This window comes from Ruegeria arenilitoris, assembly GCF_013031355.1.
GTDB lineage: Bacteria > Pseudomonadota > Alphaproteobacteria > Rhodobacterales > Rhodobacteraceae > Ruegeria > Ruegeria arenilitoris_C.
In genome coordinates this window covers 489938-514331 of record NZ_WPZO01000002.1, presented here as the reverse complement: position 1 = coordinate 514331, position 24394 = coordinate 489938, and the positions used below count along the sequence as shown (strand labels likewise).

Here is a 24394-nt window from a genome sequence, read left to right as displayed (position 1 = left end):
AACTTCGAAGACTAAAGGATCAACTCCAAGCAAAAGCAACGCCGTATCGCTGCGCGCGGCTTGCGTGACATTACTTCCCAGCCAACTAGTGAATGAGCAAAACTCAGGGTTTCACCAAAGTGAACCTTGGTGCGTGGTGCAGCAATTGTCAAAGTGGGCTCATAGCCGGCCTCTGAGAAAGCACAGCAACCAAGATGGAATACGTCTCGAAAATAATCACTCTCGGAGAAAAGCGGGCATTTCGATTGTAAAGCCGGTCTTCCGTTGTTAGGCCCATTCCTGACGCTCGGCGTCGTAAACTACTGGCAGTAAGCAGATCGTCATGACTCCTTACGCCAACGTCTTCCATTCTAAGTCCAAGTTCTTTGCATTGACGCTCAGAAGGGATTTAGTGAATCCGGCCAGCGCCTTGGATGTTCAGTAATCACGAGCAGAACATCCGCATCAGTTAGTGCCTCGCGCGCGTCCTGAATCATGCGCAGGTTTAGGTCGTCGACAACTGCTGCGGAAACTGCTCGACCGGGGTCGTAATAAACCGTGACGAAGAAAACGCGACCCAACTTTGTGACAGACAGGTCTTGCAGTGATCCACCATCCTCGGCAATCGCGGCACGTAGCGACCTTCGTGCAGCGGCAATATGACTGGGGCTTGCACTGACGCCGGCTAATTCGCCCAATCCACCACGAAAATCCCTTAGGTATGATCCTATTGCCAACAAACACAGCAGCAATACGATCAATGAATCTCCTACGGGAGCTACCGGTGCCAGCGGCCCCTCTCGAAAATAATAGATTGCAGCCAACCCCACACCAGCTGAGGCTGTGATCAGTCCGTCGAACGCTGCGGCCTTGGCTTCGAGCTTAAGGATCGAGCTGCTCTTTCCAGTTTTTTTCCAGGTGAAGTGATGGAAGCCCCACAGGATGGCACAAGTAAGCCCAATCCCAACAAAATAGACGATCATCGGCGCAAAATTCAGCGGAGCTGGAACCATTCCATTGAGATAATTGTAGATACTCTTGATCGCATTTGTGATTGCGAACAGGACTAAACCAAGAAGTGAGAGTGAACGGAAAGTCGTGAATATCGCTTCGTCAGCTGCATACCCGAAGGGGCGGACTTTGTCGGGGCCAGCGTTGATGCGATGGCTGATCCGCCTTGCAAGCAGGGCCGAGCCAAACCCAATCAACGAAAACAATCCATCCATCATAACCGCGTTGGAGTTCGACAACACACCAGCGAATAAACCAGCTGCAGCCATAAACAGGTTGCCCCACATGGCCACAACAAGCGACCGGCTTTCGAGGTGCTTTTTGCTGTTTGTATTCGGAGTTGTCATACTGACGGTCCTGCCTTCAAATCGTACGTGGCTACTAATATCCGCTCGTAGAGACCGGGCCAACAATCACATCGCGAGAGAGTTTGATCCTTCGAAAATTCGGAGATCTCGACGGCGGCCGTGCTGGATGTGTAGCCTTTTTTGCGGATATGGCAGAGGTTTGACGTTTCAAAACTCCGACGGCTGTCATTTTCTCACTAAACGGATATGGATTACAGGTATCTCTGCCAACTTACTCTAATGACGCGCTTCACCGCCCAGGTTGAAGAGTGGACAAGGGCTATGGTTCATTTCCCAAAAGCTACGAAGTCCGCAAGTTGCGTGTTGCAGACCTTAGCGCAGCCCGCAGCATCGATCGCTTCGGGCTCTTTGCCGACCTCAGGGGCAGCGCAGCAACCTTTCAGAAATTCCTTTTCGCTCCGACAAAGTCGGCCTATTGCGGACATTTGCCATACTGAATGTGCCGCGTCGCAGCGTTCCCAAAACAGACCTTGGTTGGCTGCAGAGAAAGTACTGAGGAACGTTCAGATGTCTCAAATTATGACTGTTCAGACGCAAATTATTCGCGTCTTTCAGACCACCCCCTTCTGAATGAAGTTGGCGCTTCGCCGTAGCGTTTCTTGAACCGTACTGTAAGTTGTGTAGCGCTGCTAAAGCCTGTGGCTGCCGCGATTTCCGCGACCGCCATCTCGGTTTCGCTGAGCAATGCGTAAGCCCTCGAAACGCGCAGCTCAATATAAAACTGTACAGGCGAAATTTCGACATACTTTTGAAATAGACGCTCTAACTGGCGACGTGATATCTGCACGGCTTCTGCTATTTCAGAGATATCTAACGGCTCTTCCAGGTTGTCTTGCATGATCTGCATCGCGTTGATGAGGTACTGGTTGCGACTACCCAAAGCTACCGAAAAGGCTGATTTTTGGAGCGTTTTACTATTGTTGGACCGAAAGTGGATGCACATGTCCGAAACAATGACCGCCAGGTCATTTCCGAAATCGGATTCGATCATGTCCAACATCATGTCGGTTGCGGCATTTCCGCCGCCACATGTCATAAGCTCATTGTCGATCTCATACAGGTTTGACGATGGCTCCAAGTCATCAAAATGTTCGATGAAAGCAGGGTGGTTTTCCCAGTGCAATGTGAATCTTTTACCTGACAGAACTCCAGCCTTGGCAAGGGCGAAAGCTCCCGTGCAAATACCACCCAGATTACATCCAAAGGTTCTTTGGCGGCTGATCCACGACAGGACCTTGGGGTTCGTACTTTCCGCCGGTTCAATACCCGAGCAAACAAACAGCCGCGACGATCGCGGTAGGTTGTGCAACGCAAAATCCGGCGTAATTTCAATCCCATTCGAACAAGAGACCGGATTTCCATCTTCGGTGATCAGAAACCATTTATACAGTTCTTTGTTTGTAACCTGATTAGCGATCCTCAGAGGTTCCACTGCGGCGCTAAAGGCCAGCATGGTCAGCTTTGGCAGCAGAAGGAAATAGATTTCCTTGGCCGATCCATCATAGTCTATGCGATAGCTGGCCGCGCCCTTTGGGACAAAGTTTCTCGGGTCCATATGCTCTCCTCCCAGTATCGACCAAGGCGGATGAAGGGCACCAACACCTCATTTGGTGTTGGTGCAGAAAGATTAGGCACTCATCTGCGCAACAGGTTCGCCACTTTCCTCCCAGGAGCGGATTTCTTCTTCGCTTGCTTTAGGCGAAAAGAGCCCTGTCATGGCATAGAAGATACCGATGACCGGTGACAGCCAGCAAGCGAATGCAAGCGGAATATACAGCAGGTTTTCGAAGTTGCCGTCTGCGATACCCAAGCCAAGCGCCGTGATGACAAACGCTCCACCCGCATTCCACGGGATCAGAGGGGAAACCAGAGTTCCGCCTTCCTCGACCGCCCGGGATAGGTTCAGTGGGGAATAGCTCATCGCGCGATAGACCGGTGCATACATCCGTCCTGGCAGTGCAATTGACAGATAGGGGTCACCTGCAACGGTGTTGGTCGCGACAGACGTCAGGATGGCCGAGGTTTGAATTCCGGCAAACGTTTTCACCTTCGAGATGACAACTTTGATAATGGCCTGAAGACAACCTACGCGTTCAAGCGCTCCGCCAAACCCCAAAGCCAGCAGCACCAGTGAAATCGTCCACATCATCGACTGAATACCTCCGCGGTTCAACAGAGGATCGATCTCCGGAACCCCGGTATCGATCGCGTAACCGCTATTGGCGAAGGTGAACGTCTCATGCAGCCCAGCCCCCTGACAGAAGATAGCCATGATGCCGCCCGCAACGGCGCCTGCAAACAGTGACGGGATCGGAGGTTGTTTCATGACTGCCAGAACGATGACCAGAACAGCCGGAAACAGCATGATCGGCGAAATCCAAAACGCGTCATCCAGTGCAGTTGTGATTGCATGAATGCGGTCAAACGAAACCTGAGACGTGTCGATCAGAGTGAAACCAACGACAAAGTAAATCACCAGCGCAATCAACATCGAAGGAACTGTCGTCGGAAGCATATTCCGAATGTGATCGAACAGATTAGTCCCTGTCACGGCAGGAGCCAAGTTGGTTGTATCGGACAAAGGCGAGATCTTGTCTCCAAAGAATGCACCAGAGACCACCGCCCCCGCCGTCCAGTACATGGGAATACCGAACCCGGCACCGATCCCCATCAACGCGAGGCCCACCGTGCCAGTCGTTCCCCACGAGGTACCCAATGAAACAGAGACAATGGAGCAGAGAACCATTCCTGCGGCGAGGAAAAGCTCAGGCGACAAAATCTTGAGGCCATAGTAAATCAGCGTCGGGACAGTGCCGCTTGCGATCCACACACCAATGATCATTCCCACTGTGATCAGTATCGACACTGACGGCAGGGAGATATTGATGACGTGGAACACGCCTTCTTCGATGCTCGGCCATTTGTGACCCAACATGAGGCCAACGATGCCAGTGATCGCGATCCCGAATGCCAGTGGTATGTGCGGGGTAAAGTCCCCGAAATAGAAAAGCTGCAGTCCAAGCACACACAGGGTAAGTACTATTGGCACAAGGGCCAGCACTAAGCCGGGCTGCCGTATGTTGTCTTCATTCGCAGGCATATGGGTCTCCTCCTTTGGATTAATCCAGATCCGTGATGATCTGCGGAAGAAACCAAGTTTGGCGGAGTGAGACTGTCGGTCAGAGCGCACATCTTGTTAGAATTTGCGACATTGGGGCGTCGGATTTCGGCGTCTTCGAATGAACTGAAGATCGACCATTGCGATCACGCCAAACAAATTACCTGCGTTCAGGTCATCTCACCTCCTTTATTGGAGCACCTTACAAACTTTGCTCGAATTGGAGAGGTTCTGTTGGTCACAGCCCAGAGCTGCCGTTGATCGATGGGTTTCGTTACTGCGGCACGGCCCGTCAAAGGAGACAATCGCTGCGCGAGCGAAGCTGGAAGACGGACGGAGGTCCGAAGAGCGGACAATGCGGTCTTGTAGTTAGAGAGATTTGACCAACCGATAAAGTTCTTGTTGATTAATCCGCATCGCTGCAAGGTCGCTTTGAGCCCAGCCAGGTTAAGGCTGCACCGCAGCGTGCGATCCAGCGTTCCGATCAAAAAAAAGGGCGAACCCGAGAAGGGTTCTCAGTTTTCTCGACGTTAAATGACGAGCACGTTTGGCCGCTAATATTCGGTCACCTGCCTTACAGATTTTTAACGCCCGTGAAAAGCGTGAGAAATTTAAGCTCTAGCACACTCAGGCTGATCAGGTGCGGTGTGTGAATCGCGAACTGGCGGAACGGTTCGCTGCCGCCGATATTGCCGAATGCTTGGGATCAATACTGGTGCAGCATCAATATTGAAAAAATCCATCATGCCGAAAGTCACTCCAATCATCCACATTACCTCGCTTCTCGCCAGCTGCATGGGGTGCCTGATGATCCTTTGCGGGCTCGTGGACCAGCACTTTGATTTCTCGCCGATCAGTACGCTGACCAAAAGCGGTCTCGCAATTGCGTCCACGGGATTGCTTCTCGCTATAGCCACGTCGCGACCTGAAATCACCACCATAAACCGCAACCAAGCCTACGCGTTGACTGCAGTGGTTTGGGTCGCGCTACCGATGTTTGGTGCAGTTCCCTTATTTCTTGGCATACAGCACGCTGGGATAACCGACGCCTATTTCGAAGCCGTTTCAGGTATGACCACAACTGGTTCAACGGTATTTCATAACCTTAGCTCTCTGCCACCAGGGATTCAGCTGTGGAGAGGTATTCTTCAATGGCTAGGCGGGCTTGGTATCGTCATTGTTGCAATGATTTTCTTACCGATGATGCGTGTCGGTGGCATGCAGTTTTTTTTGACTGAAGGATTTGATACGCAGGGCAAACTACTCCCTCGTACGCTGGACATCGCCAAGTCACTGCTGGCGATTTACATCTGTTTCACTGTGATTTGTGCGGCTGCTTACGCCGCAATGGGAATGTCGGCATTGGACGCTGTCGTTCATGCCATGACAACGATTTCGACAGGCGGGTTTTCAACAACAGATCAATCCTTCATACGGTTTGAAGGAGCGCTGGAATACGCCTGCATCATTTTCATGCTCGCCGCTAGTTTACCGCTTGTACGTTTCGTTCAGTTGGCGAGAGGGAACGCCCAACCTTTATTGAATGACCCGCAAGTTAGAGGATACTTCCTGGCGATACTTGCCCTGGTCACAGTCTTAGTAGCTTTTCGGACGGCGACGAGTGACGAGCCGTTTTTTGAAATCGTACGCGAGTCGTTGTTTAATGTAGTTTCGGTTATTTCAGGCACTGGGTACGCTAGCGAAGATATCTCTCAATGGGGAAGTTTCGCTCTAACGCTCGTATTGGTCGCTGGATTTCTGGGAGGTTGTACCGGCTCTACAGCCTGCTCGGTCAAGATATTTCGGTGGCAGGTGAGCTTGGCGGCGATAGCAACCCGGATCAAGCAGGTGCGCTATCCGAACGTTGTTAGCCAACCAATGTATAGCGGGAAGAAGCTCTCAAAAGATGTAGTCGACTCTGTTGGGACATTTATGACTCTCTTTGCGGCGACTGTGTGGTTCGTTGCTGCTGCGCTTTCGTTGACCGGCCTGACAATCGAGACCTCCTTCACTTCGGCCTGGACTGCTGTAGCTAATATTGGTCCTGCTTTTGGCCCAAAGGTGGAAAGCTCAGGCTCACTCGAACACTTTAGTCAAGCCGCCAAGTGGATCATGATATTTGGTATGATCGCAGGGCGTCTGGAATTGCTTTCATTGTATGTGATGTTCACTCGACGATTTTGGGATCAGTGGTAACGGGTTGAAGCATCAACCAGAGATACGTTGCGCAACAACCAATACAATGAATGGGTCGAGAGCCTTTGTGTCAGAGCTTCCAATAGGGCATCGGGCATTTTCTGGTAAAATAGCAGCGCCCCCCTTTTAGAGGATTTTGGTGTTATAAGGGTGGGCGCTGCATTTGGCCGAGGAAAGCTTGCTTACGAGTGAGTGGCCCGCGTCTTCACGGTGCCGGTGACACCTTTTCGGAGGGGGTACGAAAGCTTCCTTGACCAAGTATATTGAACTAACTCGAACGATGTGCCCAATGTGAGTGACAGAACTCTCACAGAATTTTCATCGAGTTTACATTTTAGAAATATTTCAACCTGTCTATCTCTCAAATCGTGAGCAAGCCGAGGTTGCAATTAACCTTTTTCACAGTGTCCGTGATCTTCGATGGCAGTCGCTCCATGGGTGGATAATTCGTAGGTCATGGTTGGAAAATGGAGGACCAGCGTCCAGACTTCGTCGGGTTTGATGTGGATGAAAGTCAACCCATCAAGGCCGTGTGCAACGGAGGCTGTGCCTTCTGTTCCCTGAACAATCATACGCGCTTCTGAGAGGTCTCCGTTCCGAAAAACCTGAAGCTCCTCTCCGGATACATCCGATGTGCATCTGAATTCAGTTTCCTCGGCAGTGGCCGTAGATGCAGATATGATTGCTATCAAGATTACGGCTTTATTCATCTTTTTGTTTCCTCGTTTTTTTGGGTTTGAGTGATCCAGCAAGCGGATGGACCCAAGGGGTGGTGTGAAGTGTTCTTCTTACGTGTACTCAAGCGGCCGCGGGGGTAGTTCCAAAGCTCACGCAAACCCTCAAACCTGGTTCATTGTCCTCCGCGACGACTATTGCCCCATGCCGTACTGCAACCGCCTTTACGAGGGATAAGCCAAGCCCGTTTCCCGCTTCGTTTTTGGTGCTGTCTGCCCTGAAGAATGCGTCAAAGACCTTGCTGATTTGTGATGGGGGAACTCCCGGTCCATTGTCTTCCACGACAAGCTCGACGCAATCGGATTTGGCCATCAGGGTAATCTTGATCCAAGAACCTGATGGGCAATACCGGAGTGAGTTATTTACAAGATTGACGAGCAGCTGCTTCAGCATGTTTTCATCGCCACGGATCAATACCGTATCGGCGTTACACTCTGCCGAGATGTGTTTATCCTCGTCTATCGCAACTGGATAGAAGGTTTCGACAATGTCCTCGACGATTGCGCTCAGGTTTACTGTCGCAAAGTGGTTCTTGTACCCGCCAGTCTCGATACGAGAAATTCTCAGGATCGTGTCGAAGACAGCGCTGAGACGTTTCAGTTCGCTTTCCAGTTCGTAAAGCTTTGGACGCGGGTCGCCGCCATAATCGACTTCGCTATAGACCTGCTGCAATGCCAAAAAACCATGGGATAACGGCGTCTTCAGGTCATGGGCAATTGTGACGGCGGTTGTCTGCGTGCTGATGAGCAGACTCGACAGCCGGTCGAGATGCCGGTTTATCAAACGGGAAACCCGATCAATCTGATCGTTTGCTTCTGAAACGGGCAAGCGAATGTCTGTGTCCCCTTGTGAGACAAGATCAAGGGTTCGCTCAATCCGCTGGAGTTTGCGATAGCTTTGCGAACTGACGTAGTATCCCAACCCCAAAACGGTGGCGGTCGTCGCCAGAGTCAATAGCAACAATCCTTCCCAAAGCGTCGTCAAAGCTTGATTGAGTGATGTCAGGCTGCGGGCGACCACCGTGCGATAACCAAGGTAGTCGGACGCATGAAGCAGATAGACAGGAGCAGCCCCACCCGTCGCCACGAAATCCGGATCCACCTCATGCCAGCCATTTGTGTCGGGTACTTTCGCGACAGATCCGGCAAGTGCCGAATTGTGTTTGTCAAACAGCGCGATCATGTGAAGCCCGGATCGATTGGGACTGTTTAGGTGTTCAATTGCCCGCTGAACTGCGTCTGCGCCACCGTCCAACAGTATCTCATGAAGCAGAAGCTCTTCTTCAAGGATTTGTTGCTCGAGGTTAAGGCGGAGCCGATCTTCTAGCGCCAGATAAGCCGCGTACCCGAAAATGGCAGTGATGATCCAGACCACCAGCGCAGCGTAGCAAGCTGTCCGGAACGGGGCGCCTGAAAAAATGCTAGCGCGGTCCATGAAGGCTGTATCCAACATTTCGGGATGTATGCAGAAGAGGCGTGTCAAAGGGCTTATCAATCTTTGACCTCAGCCGACTGATATAGGTCTCGATCACGGTCGAGTTCGGGTCGAAATTGTAGTCCCAGACTTGTTCCAGAAGCATGGTGCGGGTCACGATCCGTCCTGAGTTTCGCATTAGAACTTCAAGAAGCGCGAACTCACGCGGCAACAATTCTATTGTCTCACTTTGCCGCTTGACGACCCTGCTGAGCAGATTCATCGAAAGGTCGTGGACGTGAAGTTCGGTCGTTGTAACCCCGGCAGAGTGGCGTTTGATAATACTATGTAATCGCGCAAGTAGTTCAGAGAAATGAAACGGCTTCACCAGATAATCATCGGCTCCCTCAGTCAAACCCTCAACTCTGTCCTGAACATCTCCAATCGATGTGAGAAACAGAACAGGGGTCAGCCTCTTGGCCGCCCGCAGGGCTTTCAGAACGGAAAGACCGTCCATTCCCGGCAACATGCGATCAAGGATGATGGCGTCACAGTCATTATACAGGCAGTAGGAAAGTGCATCGCGACCATCTTCGTACCACTCCACACTGAAGCCGTTGGCTTGCAGGCCTGAGTTGACAAAATCAGCGGTCTTTTTGTCGTCTTCTGCAACGAGTACTTTCATTCTGTGCGCCTCCAAAACAGTCGGTGCCTGTTCCAAGAAACGTGACTGAACCAACTTTAGAATGGACCCAGCCACATCAAGATGGTCGAGTCCATTTGGCAAATCGCTGCAGATCAGAGGCTCAGCGTTTCCTCAACCGCTTTGACTCGCAACCGCGCTAGGCCCAGGTTGGCCGATTTCTTATCCAACGCGACATATACAAAAATGTTGGAATTTTTTTCCAGCGGACGGACAAGATGAAACTGCTTACCCAGCGTGATCAGAATGTCTTCGATGGAATCGTTGAGCTTCAGAGCTTCGATAGCCTGCAGTTTTGCGCGAACCACCTCAACATTAGCCGCGCCAGCTGTTTCGAGATCAATCTTGGAACCGCCCTCCGTGCCGAGTATGAGGCCGGTGTCACTGTCAACGAGACATGCTCCTAACAGACCTTTAATTTCACCGAGTTTCGAAATGTCTAATGACATGATTGGCTCCTTTTTTGTCTTGGAATCGTTTGCCTGACCCACACGCGGCTTCTGAGGAGGCGGACGGTTCAGATCGTTTGCGGGTGGAATGGTGATCGTGTATTTCTGAACCAGGCCAGCCTTTTCGCCGAACCTGGAAATCACAGAGGCTATGTTGCCCTTGGACTTTGGCATTCGTTATCCAATCTCTGTGATTGTGGGAGTGGTGTGCCCAAGCGCAGATTCACCATTTTGGAATACTTGAGCACGGAGGAACAACTGGTCGACCAGCGGGTCGTCTAAGCTTGGAAGGATATTCGGTTTCTGCGCGGCCCGGTGTTTCAAACATGGCGCAGTCTTCGAAGACGGCATGTCTGGGTTTCGTATGTTCCTGCGGGCGTTGTTCAGGAATTTCAGCGCAGTAACAGAGGTGAGGCTCAAGTATTGGGCGTGGCTGGCCGAGACAATAAGACCGTTTTCAGCATTCAAGTAGAACGTGGACCACAGATATTCGATTTCGAATGTGACACTAGCCAATCCAGATAGCACTAGACTCAGCATTGGACCCCCGTCTCGTTACTCAACAATCAAGCAGCAACCAGAACGTTGGGGCTTTTAACTGACCTTTCGGCAAACTTAAAAAATTGTAAGGTTTCGAGCACACAAAATCGACAAACTGATCTTCGACAATTACGATGCAAAAAGTTTGAAATTCGTTCCCGACTTTTAGCACCCTACATAAATGTCCGCTTTTAGAGCGGACCTGCCGAATGCTACCACCGCAGCCAGCACACCCAGCAATGTTGGCAATGGGCTCAAATGACGCATCTGCTCAGCCGCTAGTAACGAAAGAGGGAGTCTCTTTGTGACCATTTTCTACAACCTGCAAATCTTCACGGCAGAGTGGTCGCATTGATATCGATCAAGTTGGCAGTGGCTCTAAGGATTAGGTTAATTGCGTCACAACCCCTGATTTAATTCGGAGAAGGCCAAATATGCATCAGTCTCCAAGTTGGGTTCGTCCGGTAGCAATAGTCGCTGCGCTTTTTGGCATTTTGACTGTCTTTTCCGGGGGAACGGCATTGTTTGGCGGTTCCGCAGCCAAAGCTGCCTTCGGGGACGCGGTTCCGTTGGTGCTTTGGTTTAATTTCTTTGCTGGTTTCATCTATGTGCTTGGCGCGTTCACGCTCAATAAATCCGTATTCTGGGCCCAGCGAATTGCTTGGTTGATTGGTGTCTGCACACTCCTGGTGTTTGTTATACTGATAGCAATGGCTGTTACCGGCACCCCATTCGAATGGCGAACAATTGGGGCTATGACCTTACGTTCGGCCTTCTGGCTGGCGATAGCAATAGCGCTATCTAAGAATGCGTGAAGCAATCAAAACACATTGCACCCGCGCCAGTTTGAACACCAGCTTTGCCCGCCGATTGCTATTGGCTAACTGCGCAGGAGATGTCCGGTTGGCGCGATTCGCAACGTGCCGCACATGCGAATGACTGCAGTGTGATCAACGGCCGCTCAGGGCTCAAAGGTCCTGTTCTGTTCTACCGGAGAGAACGGCTGCAGTGAGCCCTTTCCAGCTATTTAACGTGGTCCAGCCTTTTGCTTGTGCAGCAGGTCACAAAACTGCGAAAACCGGACATTCGGAGTGCCGGCGAGTAAAGGCACGTGGCGGACAAACAGAGTTATCGCTGCAACCCCATCAAGGAGCCATTGTGGACGGGCGATCAACATTGATCGTTTTTGTCATACATGTATGCCAAGCGCTGGCCGGTTTGGCTGAAACGGCAGCCCGTCACCTGAGAAAATAATGCGCCAAGGCTTCGTGTCTGGCACCTTCTGGACGCAAGGTTGATTGGTATAGGGTAAAGCCGGTCACCGGCATCTTTGGCAAGGCGCTCATAGTGCGCGGACGTTGGACGAGCTGAACCGCTTCGCGTTGCCCTGGTTTGAAGCGAGCAATAGTCACATGCGGGCGAAAGCGCCGGCGGGGCAGCACGATCCCGGCTCGCCGCAAAGCAGTCTGGATTTTTTGGTGCAATGCTACGAGTGCCGGACAATCCTCCACCACGACAGCCAGGACCTGCCCAAAACTTTCGATCCCTGAAAAGGTGACGTCAAAGGGTGGAGCTGAAAGTATCGAAAGCTCTTCATGCAATTCCTCTAACGTCTCCTCGGTCTGATCATCCAGAAAGGCGAGCGTCAAATGCATATTGTCCGACGATACTGGTCGGCCGACCGGCAGCGCGCGTTGCAAGGGCGCAAAAGCTGCCTTTACGTCGTCGTTAAGCGATATCGCAATGAAAGACCGCATAGAGACCTTTGTGGACCTTTGACACGATGTCGAATTCGCTTGCGCAACATGTTGCGAACAGCCCAAACATGAAACGCACATCCTTGCGAAAGCGGCAGCCCATCTGAAAGACCAAAATAAGACGTGTCCGAGACCAATTGCGCATAACAAATGTCTGAACAGACTGCCCCGTCAATCTGATGCAAAAGGTTGCGATACAGCCGGAAGGAGAGCGAAAGTCGAATTCCTTGGACAGTACCAAGCCTCACTTTAAATGCAAATCGCCTTAGACGTTCCCTTTTATATTGTTTGCAAAGCGCGGCCGGGTGAAAACGAAGTTTTCCAGCTCGACGTTGTCCAAGCCTACCTTAAAGCGAGGGACAAACGTGTTGGACGTCTCGACCAGGATGAGCGTGTTCTGATCCGACATCGGCGGCAGCGCATCTTGATATTGACCGATATTAGCGTTCGTCAGCTTTTCGGTATATCCACCGCGAATTGCTGACCAGTTCACCGAGTGGCTTTTGTCGGCCGCGTCATAAAGAACTAACGAGATTCGGATTTTCAGATCGGCATGATTGACCACCATCAACCTGAACATTTCTTCCATCGAGTCGATGTAGGCGCTGTTGATTTCACGGGTTTCACGGGAAATCAGGTCACCAATCGTATGCGCCGCTTTGATGTTCGAGGCATTCTGCCTGTAGGCTTCGAAAAACGTATAGCCCGCCATGATCGTCCATACGAGGATTGGGAAAATGAGGACTGCTTCGACAGAAATCGAGCCGTTTTCCCGTGCTAGGAAACGTTTAGGACGGAGTGTCGGAAATCGCTTGATCCTCATATTAACTAGGCTCCTGTACGAAGACGGTTGTCGCAGTCAGAGCGTATTGGCCTTCGTCGTTGACTAATGCCTTGCCCATTGCAGACGTTGGGAAAACGGGGCTGATCTTGGCGCAGGCCCGAAGAACCATCAACTCGTTCTCAAGCCCATTTTGGAATGTCCGCACGGGTCGAGCCACTTCCGAAAGGTCAGTGCAGTCAGGGGTGGCGGGCACTGAGATAGAGGAAAAAGGATCCTGCCGGATCATTTCCAGACGCAAGTTGGCTTCGCAATTGCCGATAAATCCGGCACGGCTGCAGATGAGAGACTTAATGTCGTCATGTTGCGGGTCAATGCCGGTGTTCAGCCGAATGTCGCGCACAGTCAGGTCGACAGCACGCTCTAGCTGCGCGTGTTTCAGCGTTACCAGGCCAAGCTCTACCCCCGAAAGAATCAAAAATAGGATGGCCGGGAAGACGATAGCAAACTCGACGGTCACACTTCCATCTTCTTGCCTGTGGAGCTTGTTCAGAGCGGAAATCAATCTACGCATCATTGCGTCAACCTCAGCATGCGGACAGAAGACGCGATCGAGGTAAAGGCATCTTTGAGATCAGGGGCCGACGCTTTGTAATAATGACTGGCGGAGCTTGCGCAGTCTTGCAGTACCTTTTGGCCGTTGGTCGGCGCGTCGACGCTGACACTAAAGACGATCACCCCTTCATCCTTGGCGGCCTTGCACACGTGTTTGGTGCGCGCGTCCTTGGCAGTCGCATTTTTCTTGCTGAACGCGCTGCTTTCCCATTGACCATAAGCACTTGGCGACTGGGTGAAGATGTTGTTCTCGATATATTCCAACGATACAAGGTTCAGCAGCTCAACGTAGGACAGTTGTACCGCCTTGCCCGGTTCTTCTTCCTTCACACATGTTGTTTTGCTGCCCTTGGTCGCGCAACGCGAGTCTCCATTGCCGTAGGGGTGATCCTGCCAGCTATTGTCGTGCGGCCACCAGTACATGGGTTTGCCATTCGATTGGAATACCGAGAAACGATCGGCCTCCTCATTGTACCACAAATCCGACATGGTGGTGCGCTTCGACGGGTTAAGCATGTGCTGATCAGTATTGTCTCCATCGGATACAAGGATCAGTACCTTTTGGACATTGTCGCCGTAAGCCACAGGGCGGCCTTTAAACGTGTCCGGAACGATATTGTCGATGGTGGCGAGTTTGTTGATGACCGGACGTGTACCTGGGTCTAGCAGGATAAGGCCCCAATTCGCGCCATTGTCCAAGCCCGAGTCCTCGTCCGCCACTGGGTTGCTGAGCTTGGTCAGGCCGTCGACGTAGTCATGAAGCACCGTTTTATTGTTTTGGAATGGCAATATCGCTGATCCGGGCCGGACAGGGCAAACAGGATGTTCAATCGGCTCTTTTGTCTCGGTGTAAGGATCGAAATGAGCCGTTTGTTCCAGCAATCTGGTCAGCGAAAGATCAGGTTTGCTGAACTCGTTGTCGATAAAGTTGACACAGTGCGAGTGGTCATGGAAGCGGTCCAGATTGTAGTACTGCAACAAGCTCTCGCCAGCGTTAACCTGACTGGAATAGGGGATCAGTGAGAATGAAACCTCGCTGCTCCAAGTACCGTTTTTCGTTCCAATCTGTGTTATGATGCTTTTCGTAGCATCCTTCAGTTCTTGCAGCGCAATCGAGGTCGAGACATCCATAACAATTGAGATTTCGGCCAAACCGACGCTTTCCTCGGCAGTGCTCGCTGCGGGCGCGCTCAATGTCTCGTAGCCAGATAGGCGCATGAATTGGGTCGGGAATTCGGACATGGCTGTAGCCGACACCTCGCGATACCCAGCGCTGTTAACCACATCGATGCTGGTCACGTGCTCCAGAAGGCCCGCCCTTTCAAGGTACGCCCGAACGACGGATTTTGGCTCTTCCTTTTGATCGAGGTCCGCTGCGGCCAAAACAGATCGGTCCAGCGTATACTGCAATTCTGCCCGTTCACTCTCAAAGCGCATAAAATCTATGCCAATGCCCACAAAGGCAACAATAACCAAAAACATAAGGAGGGCGAAAATGGTAAGCGCACCACTCTCGTCACTGGCAAAATGTCGAGCACCTTTTTGCACACGAACTGAAGGGGTAACGCAAGTGCCTATTGTTCTCTCGAAATCCATGGGCATTTTTATCCTCACTCGGCCGAGGAAACCGGCCACAAGACTATTTCTAGGGAAGGCAAACTAGCAGACGCAGGCAGTGCGATTGCGGAAACTCGTAACTGTAACTAAGATTCAGCACCTTCTTAACCCAACAAAATAAGGTTAGCGGCGAGCTGTAACCGTCACCATAAAACCTGTGGTTAAAAAAAGGTTAAAATGTGGCGACGTCCCGGCATTTTGGGGTGATTATTTTTAATGGAATATAACTTCTGGTTAATATTCGATTAATATACGGGCTGAAACGAGAAAAAGCAGGAAATAAGCATTAATAGTTAGATCGTGTTGAATGAGAAAAAGGAAATAACCCTCATTTCCGCCTCTAAAAACGCCAAGATCGCAACATTTATCTCAAGCAGAAGTGGGTTTTTAAATCCAATAAAGCAATAAAAATTAGAACAACAAACCCAAGTGTGCCGAACTTTCTTTTTTTAAACCCTTTAATTAAATTCCTAACTTATTAATTTACAGCCTAAACTACCCCATTGGTGCTGACATCCGACAAGCCCTGCAAAAGCAGGGTGCGGACATAGTTCGTAAATCGGTTGCCAATCCTAGTTTAGCTGGAAACTTGGCAACAGACTTTGCAACGTCCCTTTACTGCGCTTCACTGTCCTTAGAGCAACATGCAGCATCCTGTGATATTTTGTTGCGTCAACGTCGGATTGTCGTTGTGGGCAGGCATGGCGGACCGGAGGACCAGCCATGGAAACCCCAAACTTACCTGCCATTCGCGCTCTTCGCCCAGCCTCGAACAAAGGGCGCATTGCTGTTCAAAAGCGCCCGCTGAAACCAAAACATGTCTGGGCGATCCGAGAGCGCCTCGAACTTGCCGACAACCATCGCGATCTTGCGCTCTTCAACTTGGCAATCGACAGTAAGCTGCGCGGCTGCGATCTGGTGAGGATGAAGATGGGCGATGTCGTGTCATCGGGTCAGATCAAGGAACGAGCTTCACTACTGTAAAGCAAGACGAAGAAACCTGTGCGCTTCGAAACACCCCACGGCGCCCGCGCCTCTATTAAGAAATGGGTGGAAGAAGAACTCATGGTCGGGTCAGAATACTTTTGGCCCAGTCCATTTCACGAACGATTGCACATCTCGACGCGTCAATACGCGCGGATTGTTCGAGACTGGGTCGCATCGGTCGGCGTCGAACTCGAGGATGCCTTGGTCATCGCTGAAGCCACTGAGATATAATGCTAACGGGTCGCTCTCGCGGGCGGCCCATAAGAGACCTTCATAGTGCTTTTGTGATGCTGCATCGCGGCCCATCAAACCTGCCGTGTGCGGCAAGCGCAAAGTCGAGAGTCCCATGAAATCACACATCGCGGGAACCAAGTAAGCTTCCGTCGCGCGGACATCAGCGGCTGCTTTTTGGCGCACTCTCCTCAGCGTCTTTGATACCTTTCGGCATTAACCCGTTTACTTTTTTCGTGACAAGATCACTTGAACTGTAAAAATTTGCTCAAACTCACAGACGGAGACTCAGCATGGAAGTCGGAAGTCGGCCGAACGTCATATTAATCTTAGCCGATGATATGGGCTTTGCAGATTTGGGGGTCACCGGATCAGAAATACTCACCCCAAACCTCGACGCACTCGCACGTGATGGCGTGCTGCTGACTTCAATGTACAACTGCGCCAGATGTTGTCCGACGCGCGCCTCTCTTTTGACCGGTCTTTATCCGCATGATGCGGGTGTCGGTCATATGGGTGCCAATCTTGGTACGCCCGCCTATCAGGGGTTTCTGCGCAATGACAGCGCCACTATTGCGGAACACCTGAGGGCAAACGGTTACCGAACCCTTATGTCAGGCAAGTGGCATGTTGCCGGGGATTTCATGGCCCGAGAGATTGACAGTTGGCGCGTCGGTGATGTGGAGCATCCAACACCGCGTCAGCGCGGCTTCGATCGGTTCTATGGGATCGTTGACGGGGTCACACATTTCTTCTCGCCCCACTACATGCTTGAGGATGACAGCCGTGTCGAAACCTTCCCGGATGACTTCTATTTCACAGATGCAATCACCAACAAAGCCATAGGAATGATCGAAGAAACACCAGACAATCAGCCCTTCTTTCTTTACCTCGCTCACACCGCACCGCATTGGCCCTTGCATGCCCACCCAGAAGATATCGCGCGCTATGACGGCGTGTATTCCAAGGGCTGGGATGCGACGCGCACAGCCCGACATGAAAGCATGAACGGGATGAATGTATTTCAAACGAACTGGGACATTTCACCTCGCGACGCCGACGTGCATCCATGGGCCAATGAGGAAAACACCGATTGGGAGGCACGCAAAATGGCGACCTATGCGGCCATGGTGGACCGCATGGATCAATCCATCGGCAGATTGATTGCTGAGTTAAAACGCATGGGTCAGTTCGAGAACACGCTGATCATGTTTTTGTCTGACAACGGTGGCTGCGCGGAGTTCATGGCAGAAGACGGTTGGGCCAAGTTCTTTCCCGACACGACGCAGGATGGGCGGCAAATTACAATGGGAAACCGCCCGGACGTGATGCCGGGTGATGCTCTGACGTATCAAAGCTATGACAAACCATGGGCGAATGTCTCAAATGCTCCGTTTCGTCTGTTTAAGCATTATGTCCATGAAGGCGGTATCTCGACCCCGCTGATTGCCCATTGGCCAAAAGGGATTGTACCGACTTCCAACGCGCATGCAGCCTGTCACGTTGTCGACATCCTGCCCACTATTCTGGAGGCCACGGGATGTGCCTACCAAACCGAAGTGGGTGGTCACGCAATTCAGCCCATGCAAGGGCAATCGTTGATGGACGTCTTTCGCGGCAAGGACTGGGTCCGAGAAGAACCTATCTTTTTTGAACATGAGGGCAATTCTGCCATCAGGCTAGGGCACTTCAAACTTGTCAGGCAGCACGGTCGGGATTGGGAGCTCTACGATATCGAAGCGGACCGAACAGAGCTGACGAATTTGCGAGGCAGCAATGCCAAATTAGAAGCGAAGCTGATCAAGCAATACGAAAGCTGGGCGCAGAAGACGGGTGTTTTGGATTGGAACGTCGCGCTTCCCAAACTTCTTGAAGCGTGGAAGATCGAAACCGCCGAAGGTTAGTTGGTGTCAGACAAAATCGAACCAGTCTCAACTAGGCCAGTATAGCTGCCCTTTTTGACGCACCAAGTACGCGCCAATCTGCGAGAGCGGCGGGGCGTGTCAGCTTGAAAATGTCTCTGCTAGCGATCTTTCCTGGTTGAAGTGGTCGTAGCCGTAGGAATGGACGAAGGCGAATTTTTGCAAACTTCATATACGCCTGAAACGCTGCATGGCGCGTTCTCTTCGTCGGAACGGCAGGTGCGAATTCTCAACGCGGTTGTTGAGCCACCTGCCCGTCTTTTGTTTTTCGAGTGCTCCCAATTGTCTGAGCGCAGCCTTACACGTAAACAATTGAACTGAAACTTGTGACACGCACCACGACAAGTAGCCTTACCAAAGCGCAAAACCTATGCGTCGCTATCAATCAAGTATTACTCGACTGGTGACCAATTAGTGTCGGGGTCGTAAGTAGAGATTTCTGCTGCAATATTAAGTGTTTCCGAGCCAAAATCTGCCTCGTAAACTATACCGTTTTCGCCAACCAGAAAGGAGTGGATACCAGTTTGTCCATAATCTGAAGGCACTGCGAGCAATGCATGTCCCGCGACGAAGCGATCACCGACAAAGTAGGAGTAGGCACCCCCAGGTGCATTCGCTCCCTGACCCTGCAAGATCCTGTAGTAATACCCTAAAAATGGCTCGGCTTCATAGTCGACCTCACCGTCGCTCCACCCGGAAGCTGCTGCTCGGGCAAGCGCCGCTCCAACGAAACTATCGTCTTCTGGCCAGAAAAGCCCATTTCGCTTTCCTGGGTCGGAAATGATCGTCTGAGCAAATTCCATAACGCCATCACCGTTATGATCCAAAAGCCGGAAAGCGGCTTGTAGGTCAACATAGGCCTCAAGCAGTTCGATCACTTCCAACTCATTCAACCCGATTTCTCTGGCAGAGAGTTCCTCGATCCCAGCTTCCAGGTCAAAGCGCCAGCCATCTTCCATTCTTAGAATTGGGATCGGGAAGGGCCAACTGTCTTCACCCAGAAGAAGTACAACCCCTTTATCCTCGGGCTGAAAGCGATACCCCTCAGCGTACATACCAAGCACTTCGTGCCTTCTTTCTTGGTCTTCCGCGGGGTCACCCGTTCCAACTAAATCCTCGGCTTCGGGCCCGAAAATTTCGAGCAGCTTGCTCTGATCATTAACCTTCAACGCATCTACAAAAGCGTCCAGTGCCATTTGCGGCGTATCAAATCGGGCTCCTTCAGAGAGCACCGGGCTTGTTGTCGCGGCAAGCAATAAAACTGAATATACTAACCTACGCATCTTACCGTCTCCGCTTGCCTTTGGCGGCGTGTCCGCGCTTGGACGCGCTTTGAGTTCTGCTGCCGGACGCATTTTTCTTCATCGCCTGCCCTTTGGACGCCGTGGGCTTGCGCTGCGTCGACGCCGCTTTCTTCGCCTGGGGCTTTTTGGCCGCCTGCGGTCTTTGTGCGACTGGTTTTTTCGTTGCATCCGGACGTTTGGTGCGATCGATCGCCTGTTGTTTTGCAACAGCCTTGTCCCGATCGGCGTTGCCACGGTTCACCTGTGGCAAGGACTTGTTCCCGCCACCCCGGTTCGCAAGAGCTCCTCCAGCGACGGCCCCTGCCCCGGCGCCAGCTGCAACCGCTGCCGCGGCACGGTCCCGGCTGATGTCTGCTGCACCAGACTCGCGGCTCAACTTAGCACGCAGTTCATCCGTGCGACCCTCGGGACGGTTGACCGGCATGTCGCCACGTCCACCTTCAGGTCTTTTGTGATCTGCGATCTTGTCCCGGGCTTCCTTTTGACGATCAGGATCGGGGTTCCAGCCGATATCGGTACGGTCGCCTAAATCTATGTCATTGCCGATGTTGACATTGCCATCGACGTCTATGTCGATGTCCGGGTTTCGGTAGATTGGGCCCCCGCCCCAGCCACCACAATTTCGGCAGCCCCAATAGTCATACCAATCGTCGTCATCGTCAAAAATCTCGTCGATCAGGGCCACAGTTCCAAAAGTCAGCAATGCCGCGCCCACAACATCTCCAGCAGACGGGCCAGTATAAACTGTCTCTGGATTGTATTGCGGGACGTATACTGTTTCGGGTTCAGTCGGTGTGATTACGACTGTTTCGTCCTCAGACACCTCGACAGTTTGCTCGGGCCCTGAAACAAGAGCGCCGCTGTCAATCGCCTGGTCCCGCATTACCTGCACTGCATCCATCACATCATCGGACTGGGCCAGCATGGCGGTGCCGACGGTCTCGGTCCAATCGATGTGGGTGGCCATCTGACCAACGACTTCGGGGAACGCTGTCGCCAAAACACTAACAGAAGGATCCCAGCCCATTGCTTCGATTTCCGGCTCAAGCTCAGCAGGGTCGCGGTCCGCGTTATCCAGCAAATACCGTTCGGCTTTTACAATCTCCAATGGTTGTGTAGCCGCGACAAATATCTGTATGAGCAGCGTGTCAGGGTAAAGAGCCACAGGGGCGACCAAGGTCTGCAACTCTGCGTCAGTCAGAAGGCTGGCCGAAATCGCCGAGGTATCTTCTTCTGCAGCGACACCCTCAGATTCCACTTGCGCGAATAGGGCAGTAGATACGCTCATACCGAAAGCAATTAATAGAAACCTAAACATATTGCGATCCTTCGATTTCTTGAAGGATCACCTAAGACTGCGATTCTGGCAACCGGCCGGGAAAAAAGGCGGTTTTGGGTTAGTTACGGCCTTCGAAGAATGAAGGGAACGCTACAACACCAAACAACCACACAGTGCACTGGGCTATCGCGCTCCGACACCGGAAACCATCATCCCGATGGAACACAGGCCGATCATGCACAAACAATCACGTTGGACCCGTCAGATAGGGCTGCTCAATCGCCTTAGTTGACGGACCTCAGATTCTGTTCAATCTCGTGTTTGGTCTGCGTGCCAGAGGGATCGACTTTGCGTGTTTTGATAAAGGATCCTCTTCTAGAAAGGAACTTTGGTCGGTCAGTCTATCTAGGACGATTTCTGTCGGTTGAGCTTTGCAGCTTCGAAACGGCAAACGCGGCGTACCTTCCACCAGTAATGAGCCCACACCAAGCTCATCGACCCTGAACGGCCGTTGAACGAAGAGTATCGGCGCTGCGGTGCGACTCGTCAGAGGAGACATTCGCTGCAGTAGCGAAGATGCTGTCAGACAAAATCGAACCCGTCTCAGCTAGGCCAGTATCGCTGCCCTTTATGCCGCACCAAGTTCGCGCCACTCGGCGATAGCAGCGGTGCGTGTCAGCTTGAAGGTGTCTCGGCTGGTGAGAGATCTTTCCTGGTCGAAGTGGTTGTAGACAGAGGAATGGACGGCAGCGAACTTCTGCAAACTTCGCATCCGCCTAATACGCTGCATTGCGCGTTCGCTGTGTCGTGCCGCTTCATCAATTTCCTGAGGAATTTCAATGCTGCCAGCTTGTTTCGACGTTTGGTGACCACAACTTCAAGCAGCTCGCCTTCATGATCTACTGCGCGCCACAGATAATGCCGCTTGCCGTTCACCTTTACGAAGACTTCATCCACTTGCCATTTCGACTTTGAGTATGCCCGCAGCTGGTGGACCCGTTTTCTCCGGATTTCCGATGCGAACATCGGGCCGAAACGGTTCCACCGAAACCGCACTGTCTCGTGGCTGAGTTCGATGCCACGCTCATGCAGCAGGTCTTCTACATTGCGAAACGATAGTGGGAACCGAACATATAGCAATGCGGCTAGCCGAATGATCTCGGGGTTAGTTGAAAAGTACTTAAATGGCGATTGTCTTTTCATGAATAGAAGCTGCGAAAACCCCCTGCCCGCCTCAAGACAAGTTCTTCTGACAAGACCCAAGGCTACTGAATGTGGTCGTCACTTTCCTGCAAACGACTACCTGAACGAACCTATTAATCGTTCGCCGTGTAGCAGAAAGCCGTGACAGAACTCGCATTTTTTTGGCGCGCGGTCTGTCCGCAAATAGTAAAAACGGCTCCCAATGTCTATCGGGAGCCGTGTTTATTGAATAGGTGGATTTTTGGGAAATCAGGCGTGTCCACCACCGATCAAGCCGATACCTGAAGTCAGACCGAACCAAGCTTTGACCCGCAGACCAACCGCCTTGATGATACCCATTGCCTGGATCCCATGAGCGACAAGTGTTCCTTCCATGTCACCTTCAAAACTGGTGGTGTAGGATTGGACGATGCAACCACTTCCTGGCACCAGAAGATCGCGGTGCTCTGGGTGTACGAGGTCAAGATGAACGACGATCTGACCCCGTTTCGCCTTTTCACTAGGCTCGATCAGTCGACCGCTGGGCGCAAGCTGACCGGACGAAATCGACTCCTGAATGCGTACGATCCTTGCAGGAAGAACGGTATTGCGCATTGAGATATTGAAGTTGCTTTCACACGCCACTTCCGCGGCCATACCTTCGTACAGTTCGGTGCGGGAAACCTGGGAGAATCCGGCAACGATACGTCCTCGTTCAACATCTTTCCGATCTGGTACGATCAGCATGGCGGGGCTCATTGCGGCTTGTGCTGCGCGCGATCCGACATTCAGGGTGACTTGTTCCACCACACCGTCGACAGAACTGAGCGTCAGTGTCTTTGACAGTTCTACCTGAGCCTGCTTCAACGACGCTCGCGCCGATGCAAGTTGGGCTGGCAGAACGGCTGTCGCTTGGACTTGAGCCACGCCGAGCTGCGTTTCTGCAGCCTCAACCTCTGCTTCCCGGGTGCTCAAGGTTGCCTGGGCACGCTCCAGCTGGCTCACTTGAAATGCTGCAGAGGATTTCGCTCGCAGTGCCTCGTGATCCATTAGCACCAGTTCGGCCTGTTCTCTGGCAGTAGTCGCGGCATCCAGCACGGCCTGCGCAGTCTGGACCTGCAACTCAGCTGCCAGTTTCGCGCTTTCAATTTCCTCGACTTTGCGGGTCGCGAAATCTACTGCGGCTTGTTCTGACGCATTCTCGACGGCAAACAGCGGATCGCCTGGTTCCACATGATCACCGCCCTTAACGTAGATTTCGGTCACTGTTCCACCATTCTCGGCGACGACAGGAACGGTTCTGAAGGGCACAAGGCCAGTGTAGGATTTGGGATAGTAATAGAATACCGCAAAGAACACGATCAGGGCCAAGACGAACCACATGAACAGCGCCCGGTGAACGTTGTACAGGGTGACAGGCAGCCCGCGCCATTTCAGATAGATCACGCGCAGGACAAACGGAAAAGATGTGACGAGTAGCTCAATCATTTTACCAACTCCTCTTGCGAAGGGCGCCACCACAACATGAAGTCGCGGGCGATTGCGGTTAGGATCAGGGCGCCTGGCAGCAGAATACTGAAGTGGCTGAGTGCCGGCATCAGTTCATAAGCCAACGCTACGGTTAGCATCATCGGAATGGTTGTACGCAGCGGAGTGCCTTTTGATTTGTGCTCGGTATAGCGCTCAAAGCGCGCATAGAGGTGTACGACCAGTAAGATCGCAAGGAAGAGAACAACCAGGCCGACCCAGGCATAGGTATCGGTTTGATTGGGTGCGACCCACCATCTGGGGTCGCCCCCAGCGGCGAAGACAGGAGTTGAGATGACGCCAAGCAAGGGCGCCATCAGGAACGCGGGTGGTTTCATATGTCTGGTCCTTTCGTACACAGCCACGCTGCGTAAGAAGATTGATGATTTTGAGAACGTCAGTTCTCGGTTGGTTGTTGAGCGGGTTCTGAAGGCTGTTCCGTTGGGCTGTAGGGAGGGTCCCAGCGACGCCCGTTCGGAGATTTCTCGCCAAGCGTCGATGCGTGCAGGCCTTGAACGTTGCCACCAGACCATTCCTGTCTGGCGGAGTCGTGGATTGCTTTAAAAACGCGGTAGTACCTTGCGAAGTAGATCATTGCGTTGTCCTTTCTGATGACCCGGACTTAACCGTCATCGGGTCAGCGATCCTGAGGGTTCTGGACATTTGTTATTGCCTTCTGG

Annotated in this window: 18 protein-coding genes and 3 pseudogenes; 4 read left to right on the top strand and 17 right to left on the bottom strand. The window is 52.1% G+C overall.

Features of this window, described 5'->3' with window-relative positions; all coding sequences use genetic code 11:
• Nucleotides 1-377: 377 nt before the first annotated feature.
• The 3 genes from GOX63_RS08015 to nhaC form a co-directional block, all read right to left on the bottom strand.
• Complete coding sequence (locus GOX63_RS08015) at nt 378-1337, bottom strand: cation transporter (RefSeq protein WP_170327362.1); 960 nt, start codon at nt 1335-1337, stop codon at nt 378-380.
• Nucleotides 1338-1896: 559 nt separating this feature from the next.
• Nucleotides 1897-2913 carry a GlxA family transcriptional regulator gene (locus tag GOX63_RS08010; RefSeq protein ID WP_170327364.1) on the bottom strand — a complete coding sequence of 339 codons (1017 nt, stop codon included), beginning with the start codon at nt 2911-2913 and terminating at the stop codon, nt 1897-1899.
• A 72-nt stretch (nt 2914-2985) separates the two neighbouring features.
• Complete coding sequence (gene nhaC / locus GOX63_RS08005) at nt 2986-4458, bottom strand: Na+/H+ antiporter NhaC (RefSeq protein ID WP_170327366.1); 1473 nt, start codon at nt 4456-4458, stop codon at nt 2986-2988.
• Nucleotides 4459-5172: 714 nt separating this feature from the next.
• On the opposite strand from nhaC, the gene GOX63_RS08000 reads away from it, so the two are divergent.
• On the top strand, nt 5173-6672 hold the full coding sequence (locus GOX63_RS08000) for a TrkH family potassium uptake protein (protein ID WP_254435891.1): 1500 nt from the start codon (nt 5173-5175) through the stop codon (nt 6670-6672).
• Between the two features lie 389 nt (nt 6673-7061).
• Here the strand turns inward: GOX63_RS08000 and GOX63_RS07995 are convergent, their stop codons facing one another.
• The 4 genes from GOX63_RS07995 to GOX63_RS07980 all read right to left on the bottom strand — a co-directional run bounded on the left by GOX63_RS07995 (nt 7062) and on the right by GOX63_RS07980 (nt 10146).
• The gene (locus GOX63_RS07995; protein WP_170327367.1) at nt 7062-7382 is read right to left on the bottom strand and encodes a hypothetical protein; all 321 of its coding nucleotides are present in this window, start codon (nt 7380-7382) and stop codon (nt 7062-7064) included.
• Nucleotides 7383-7470: 88 nt separating this feature from the next.
• Nucleotides 7471-8841, bottom strand: a complete 1371-nt coding sequence (locus GOX63_RS07990) for a sensor histidine kinase (RefSeq protein ID WP_170327368.1) — start codon at nt 8839-8841, stop codon at nt 7471-7473.
• Entirely contained in the window at nt 8828-9505 is a 678-nt protein-coding gene (locus GOX63_RS07985; RefSeq protein WP_170327370.1) for a response regulator, read from the bottom strand. Before GOX63_RS07985 ends, GOX63_RS07990 begins: the two co-directional genes overlap by 14 nt.
• 113 nt (nt 9506-9618) lie before the next feature.
• On the bottom strand, nt 9619-10146 hold the full coding sequence (locus GOX63_RS07980) for a roadblock/LC7 domain-containing protein (protein ID WP_217356188.1): 528 nt from the start codon (nt 10144-10146) through the stop codon (nt 9619-9621).
• A gap of 800 nt (nt 10147-10946) precedes the next feature.
• On the opposite strand from GOX63_RS07980, the gene GOX63_RS07975 reads away from it, so the two are divergent.
• Nucleotides 10947-11327 carry a hypothetical protein gene (locus tag GOX63_RS07975; protein ID WP_170327372.1) on the top strand — a complete coding sequence of 127 codons (381 nt, stop codon included), beginning with the start codon at nt 10947-10949 and terminating at the stop codon, nt 11325-11327.
• A gap of 423 nt (nt 11328-11750) precedes the next feature.
• Here GOX63_RS07975 and thpR read toward each other — a convergent pair whose 3' ends face one another.
• The 4 genes from thpR to GOX63_RS07955 all read right to left on the bottom strand — a co-directional run bounded on the left by thpR (nt 11751) and on the right by GOX63_RS07955 (nt 15261).
• Complete coding sequence (gene thpR / locus GOX63_RS07970; protein WP_170327374.1) at nt 11751-12269, bottom strand: RNA 2',3'-cyclic phosphodiesterase; 519 nt, start codon at nt 12267-12269, stop codon at nt 11751-11753.
• 265 nt (nt 12270-12534) lie between these two features.
• Entirely contained in the window at nt 12535-13092 is a 558-nt protein-coding gene (locus GOX63_RS07965) for a TadE/TadG family type IV pilus assembly protein (protein WP_170327375.1), read from the bottom strand.
• 1 nt (nt 13093) lies between these two features.
• Entirely contained in the window at nt 13094-13627 is a 534-nt protein-coding gene (locus GOX63_RS07960) for a TadE/TadG family type IV pilus assembly protein (protein ID WP_170327377.1), read from the bottom strand.
• Nucleotides 13624-15261, bottom strand: a complete 1638-nt coding sequence (locus GOX63_RS07955) for a TadE/TadG family type IV pilus assembly protein (RefSeq protein ID WP_254435890.1) — start codon at nt 15259-15261, stop codon at nt 13624-13626. The genes GOX63_RS07960 and GOX63_RS07955 overlap by 4 nt, the downstream gene beginning before the upstream one ends.
• A gap of 744 nt (nt 15262-16005) precedes the next feature.
• On the opposite strand from GOX63_RS07955, the pseudogene GOX63_RS07950 reads away from it, so the two are divergent.
• Together GOX63_RS07950 and GOX63_RS07945 are read left to right on the top strand one after the other, a co-directional pair.
• A pseudogene (locus GOX63_RS07950) lies at nt 16006-16458 on the top strand (integrase); the annotation flags it as partial.
• A 335-nt stretch (nt 16459-16793) separates the two neighbouring features.
• A complete protein-coding gene (locus GOX63_RS07945; RefSeq protein ID WP_170545440.1) occupies nt 16794-18404 on the top strand; it encodes an arylsulfatase in 1611 nt (536 codons plus the stop codon).
• 31 nt (nt 18405-18435) lie between these two features.
• Here the strand turns inward: GOX63_RS07945 and GOX63_RS23755 are convergent.
• From GOX63_RS23755 to GOX63_RS07920, 6 genes and pseudogenes are all read right to left on the bottom strand, one after another.
• Nucleotides 18436-18722 (bottom strand): annotated as a pseudogene (locus tag GOX63_RS23755) (DDE-type integrase/transposase/recombinase); the annotation flags it as partial.
• Between the two features lie 92 nt (nt 18723-18814).
• Nucleotides 18815-19705 (bottom strand): DUF2950 family protein, encoded by an 891-nt coding sequence (locus tag GOX63_RS07940; RefSeq protein ID WP_170327381.1) that lies wholly within the window; start codon nt 19703-19705, stop codon nt 18815-18817.
• Between the two features lies 1 nt (nt 19706).
• Nucleotides 19707-21014 (bottom strand): DUF3300 domain-containing protein, encoded by a 1308-nt coding sequence (locus GOX63_RS07935; protein ID WP_170327383.1) that lies wholly within the window; start codon nt 21012-21014, stop codon nt 19707-19709.
• A 619-nt stretch (nt 21015-21633) separates the two neighbouring features.
• Nucleotides 21634-22208: pseudogene (locus GOX63_RS07930) on the bottom strand (IS6 family transposase).
• A 249-nt stretch (nt 22209-22457) separates the two neighbouring features.
• Nucleotides 22458-23675, bottom strand: a complete 1218-nt coding sequence (locus GOX63_RS07925) for an HlyD family secretion protein (protein WP_170545439.1) — start codon at nt 23673-23675, stop codon at nt 22458-22460.
• The gene (locus tag GOX63_RS07920) at nt 23672-24052 is read right to left on the bottom strand and encodes a hypothetical protein (RefSeq protein WP_170327320.1); all 381 of its coding nucleotides are present in this window, start codon (nt 24050-24052) and stop codon (nt 23672-23674) included. The genes GOX63_RS07925 and GOX63_RS07920 overlap by 4 nt, the downstream gene beginning before the upstream one ends.
• Nucleotides 24053-24394 lie beyond the last annotated feature (342 nt).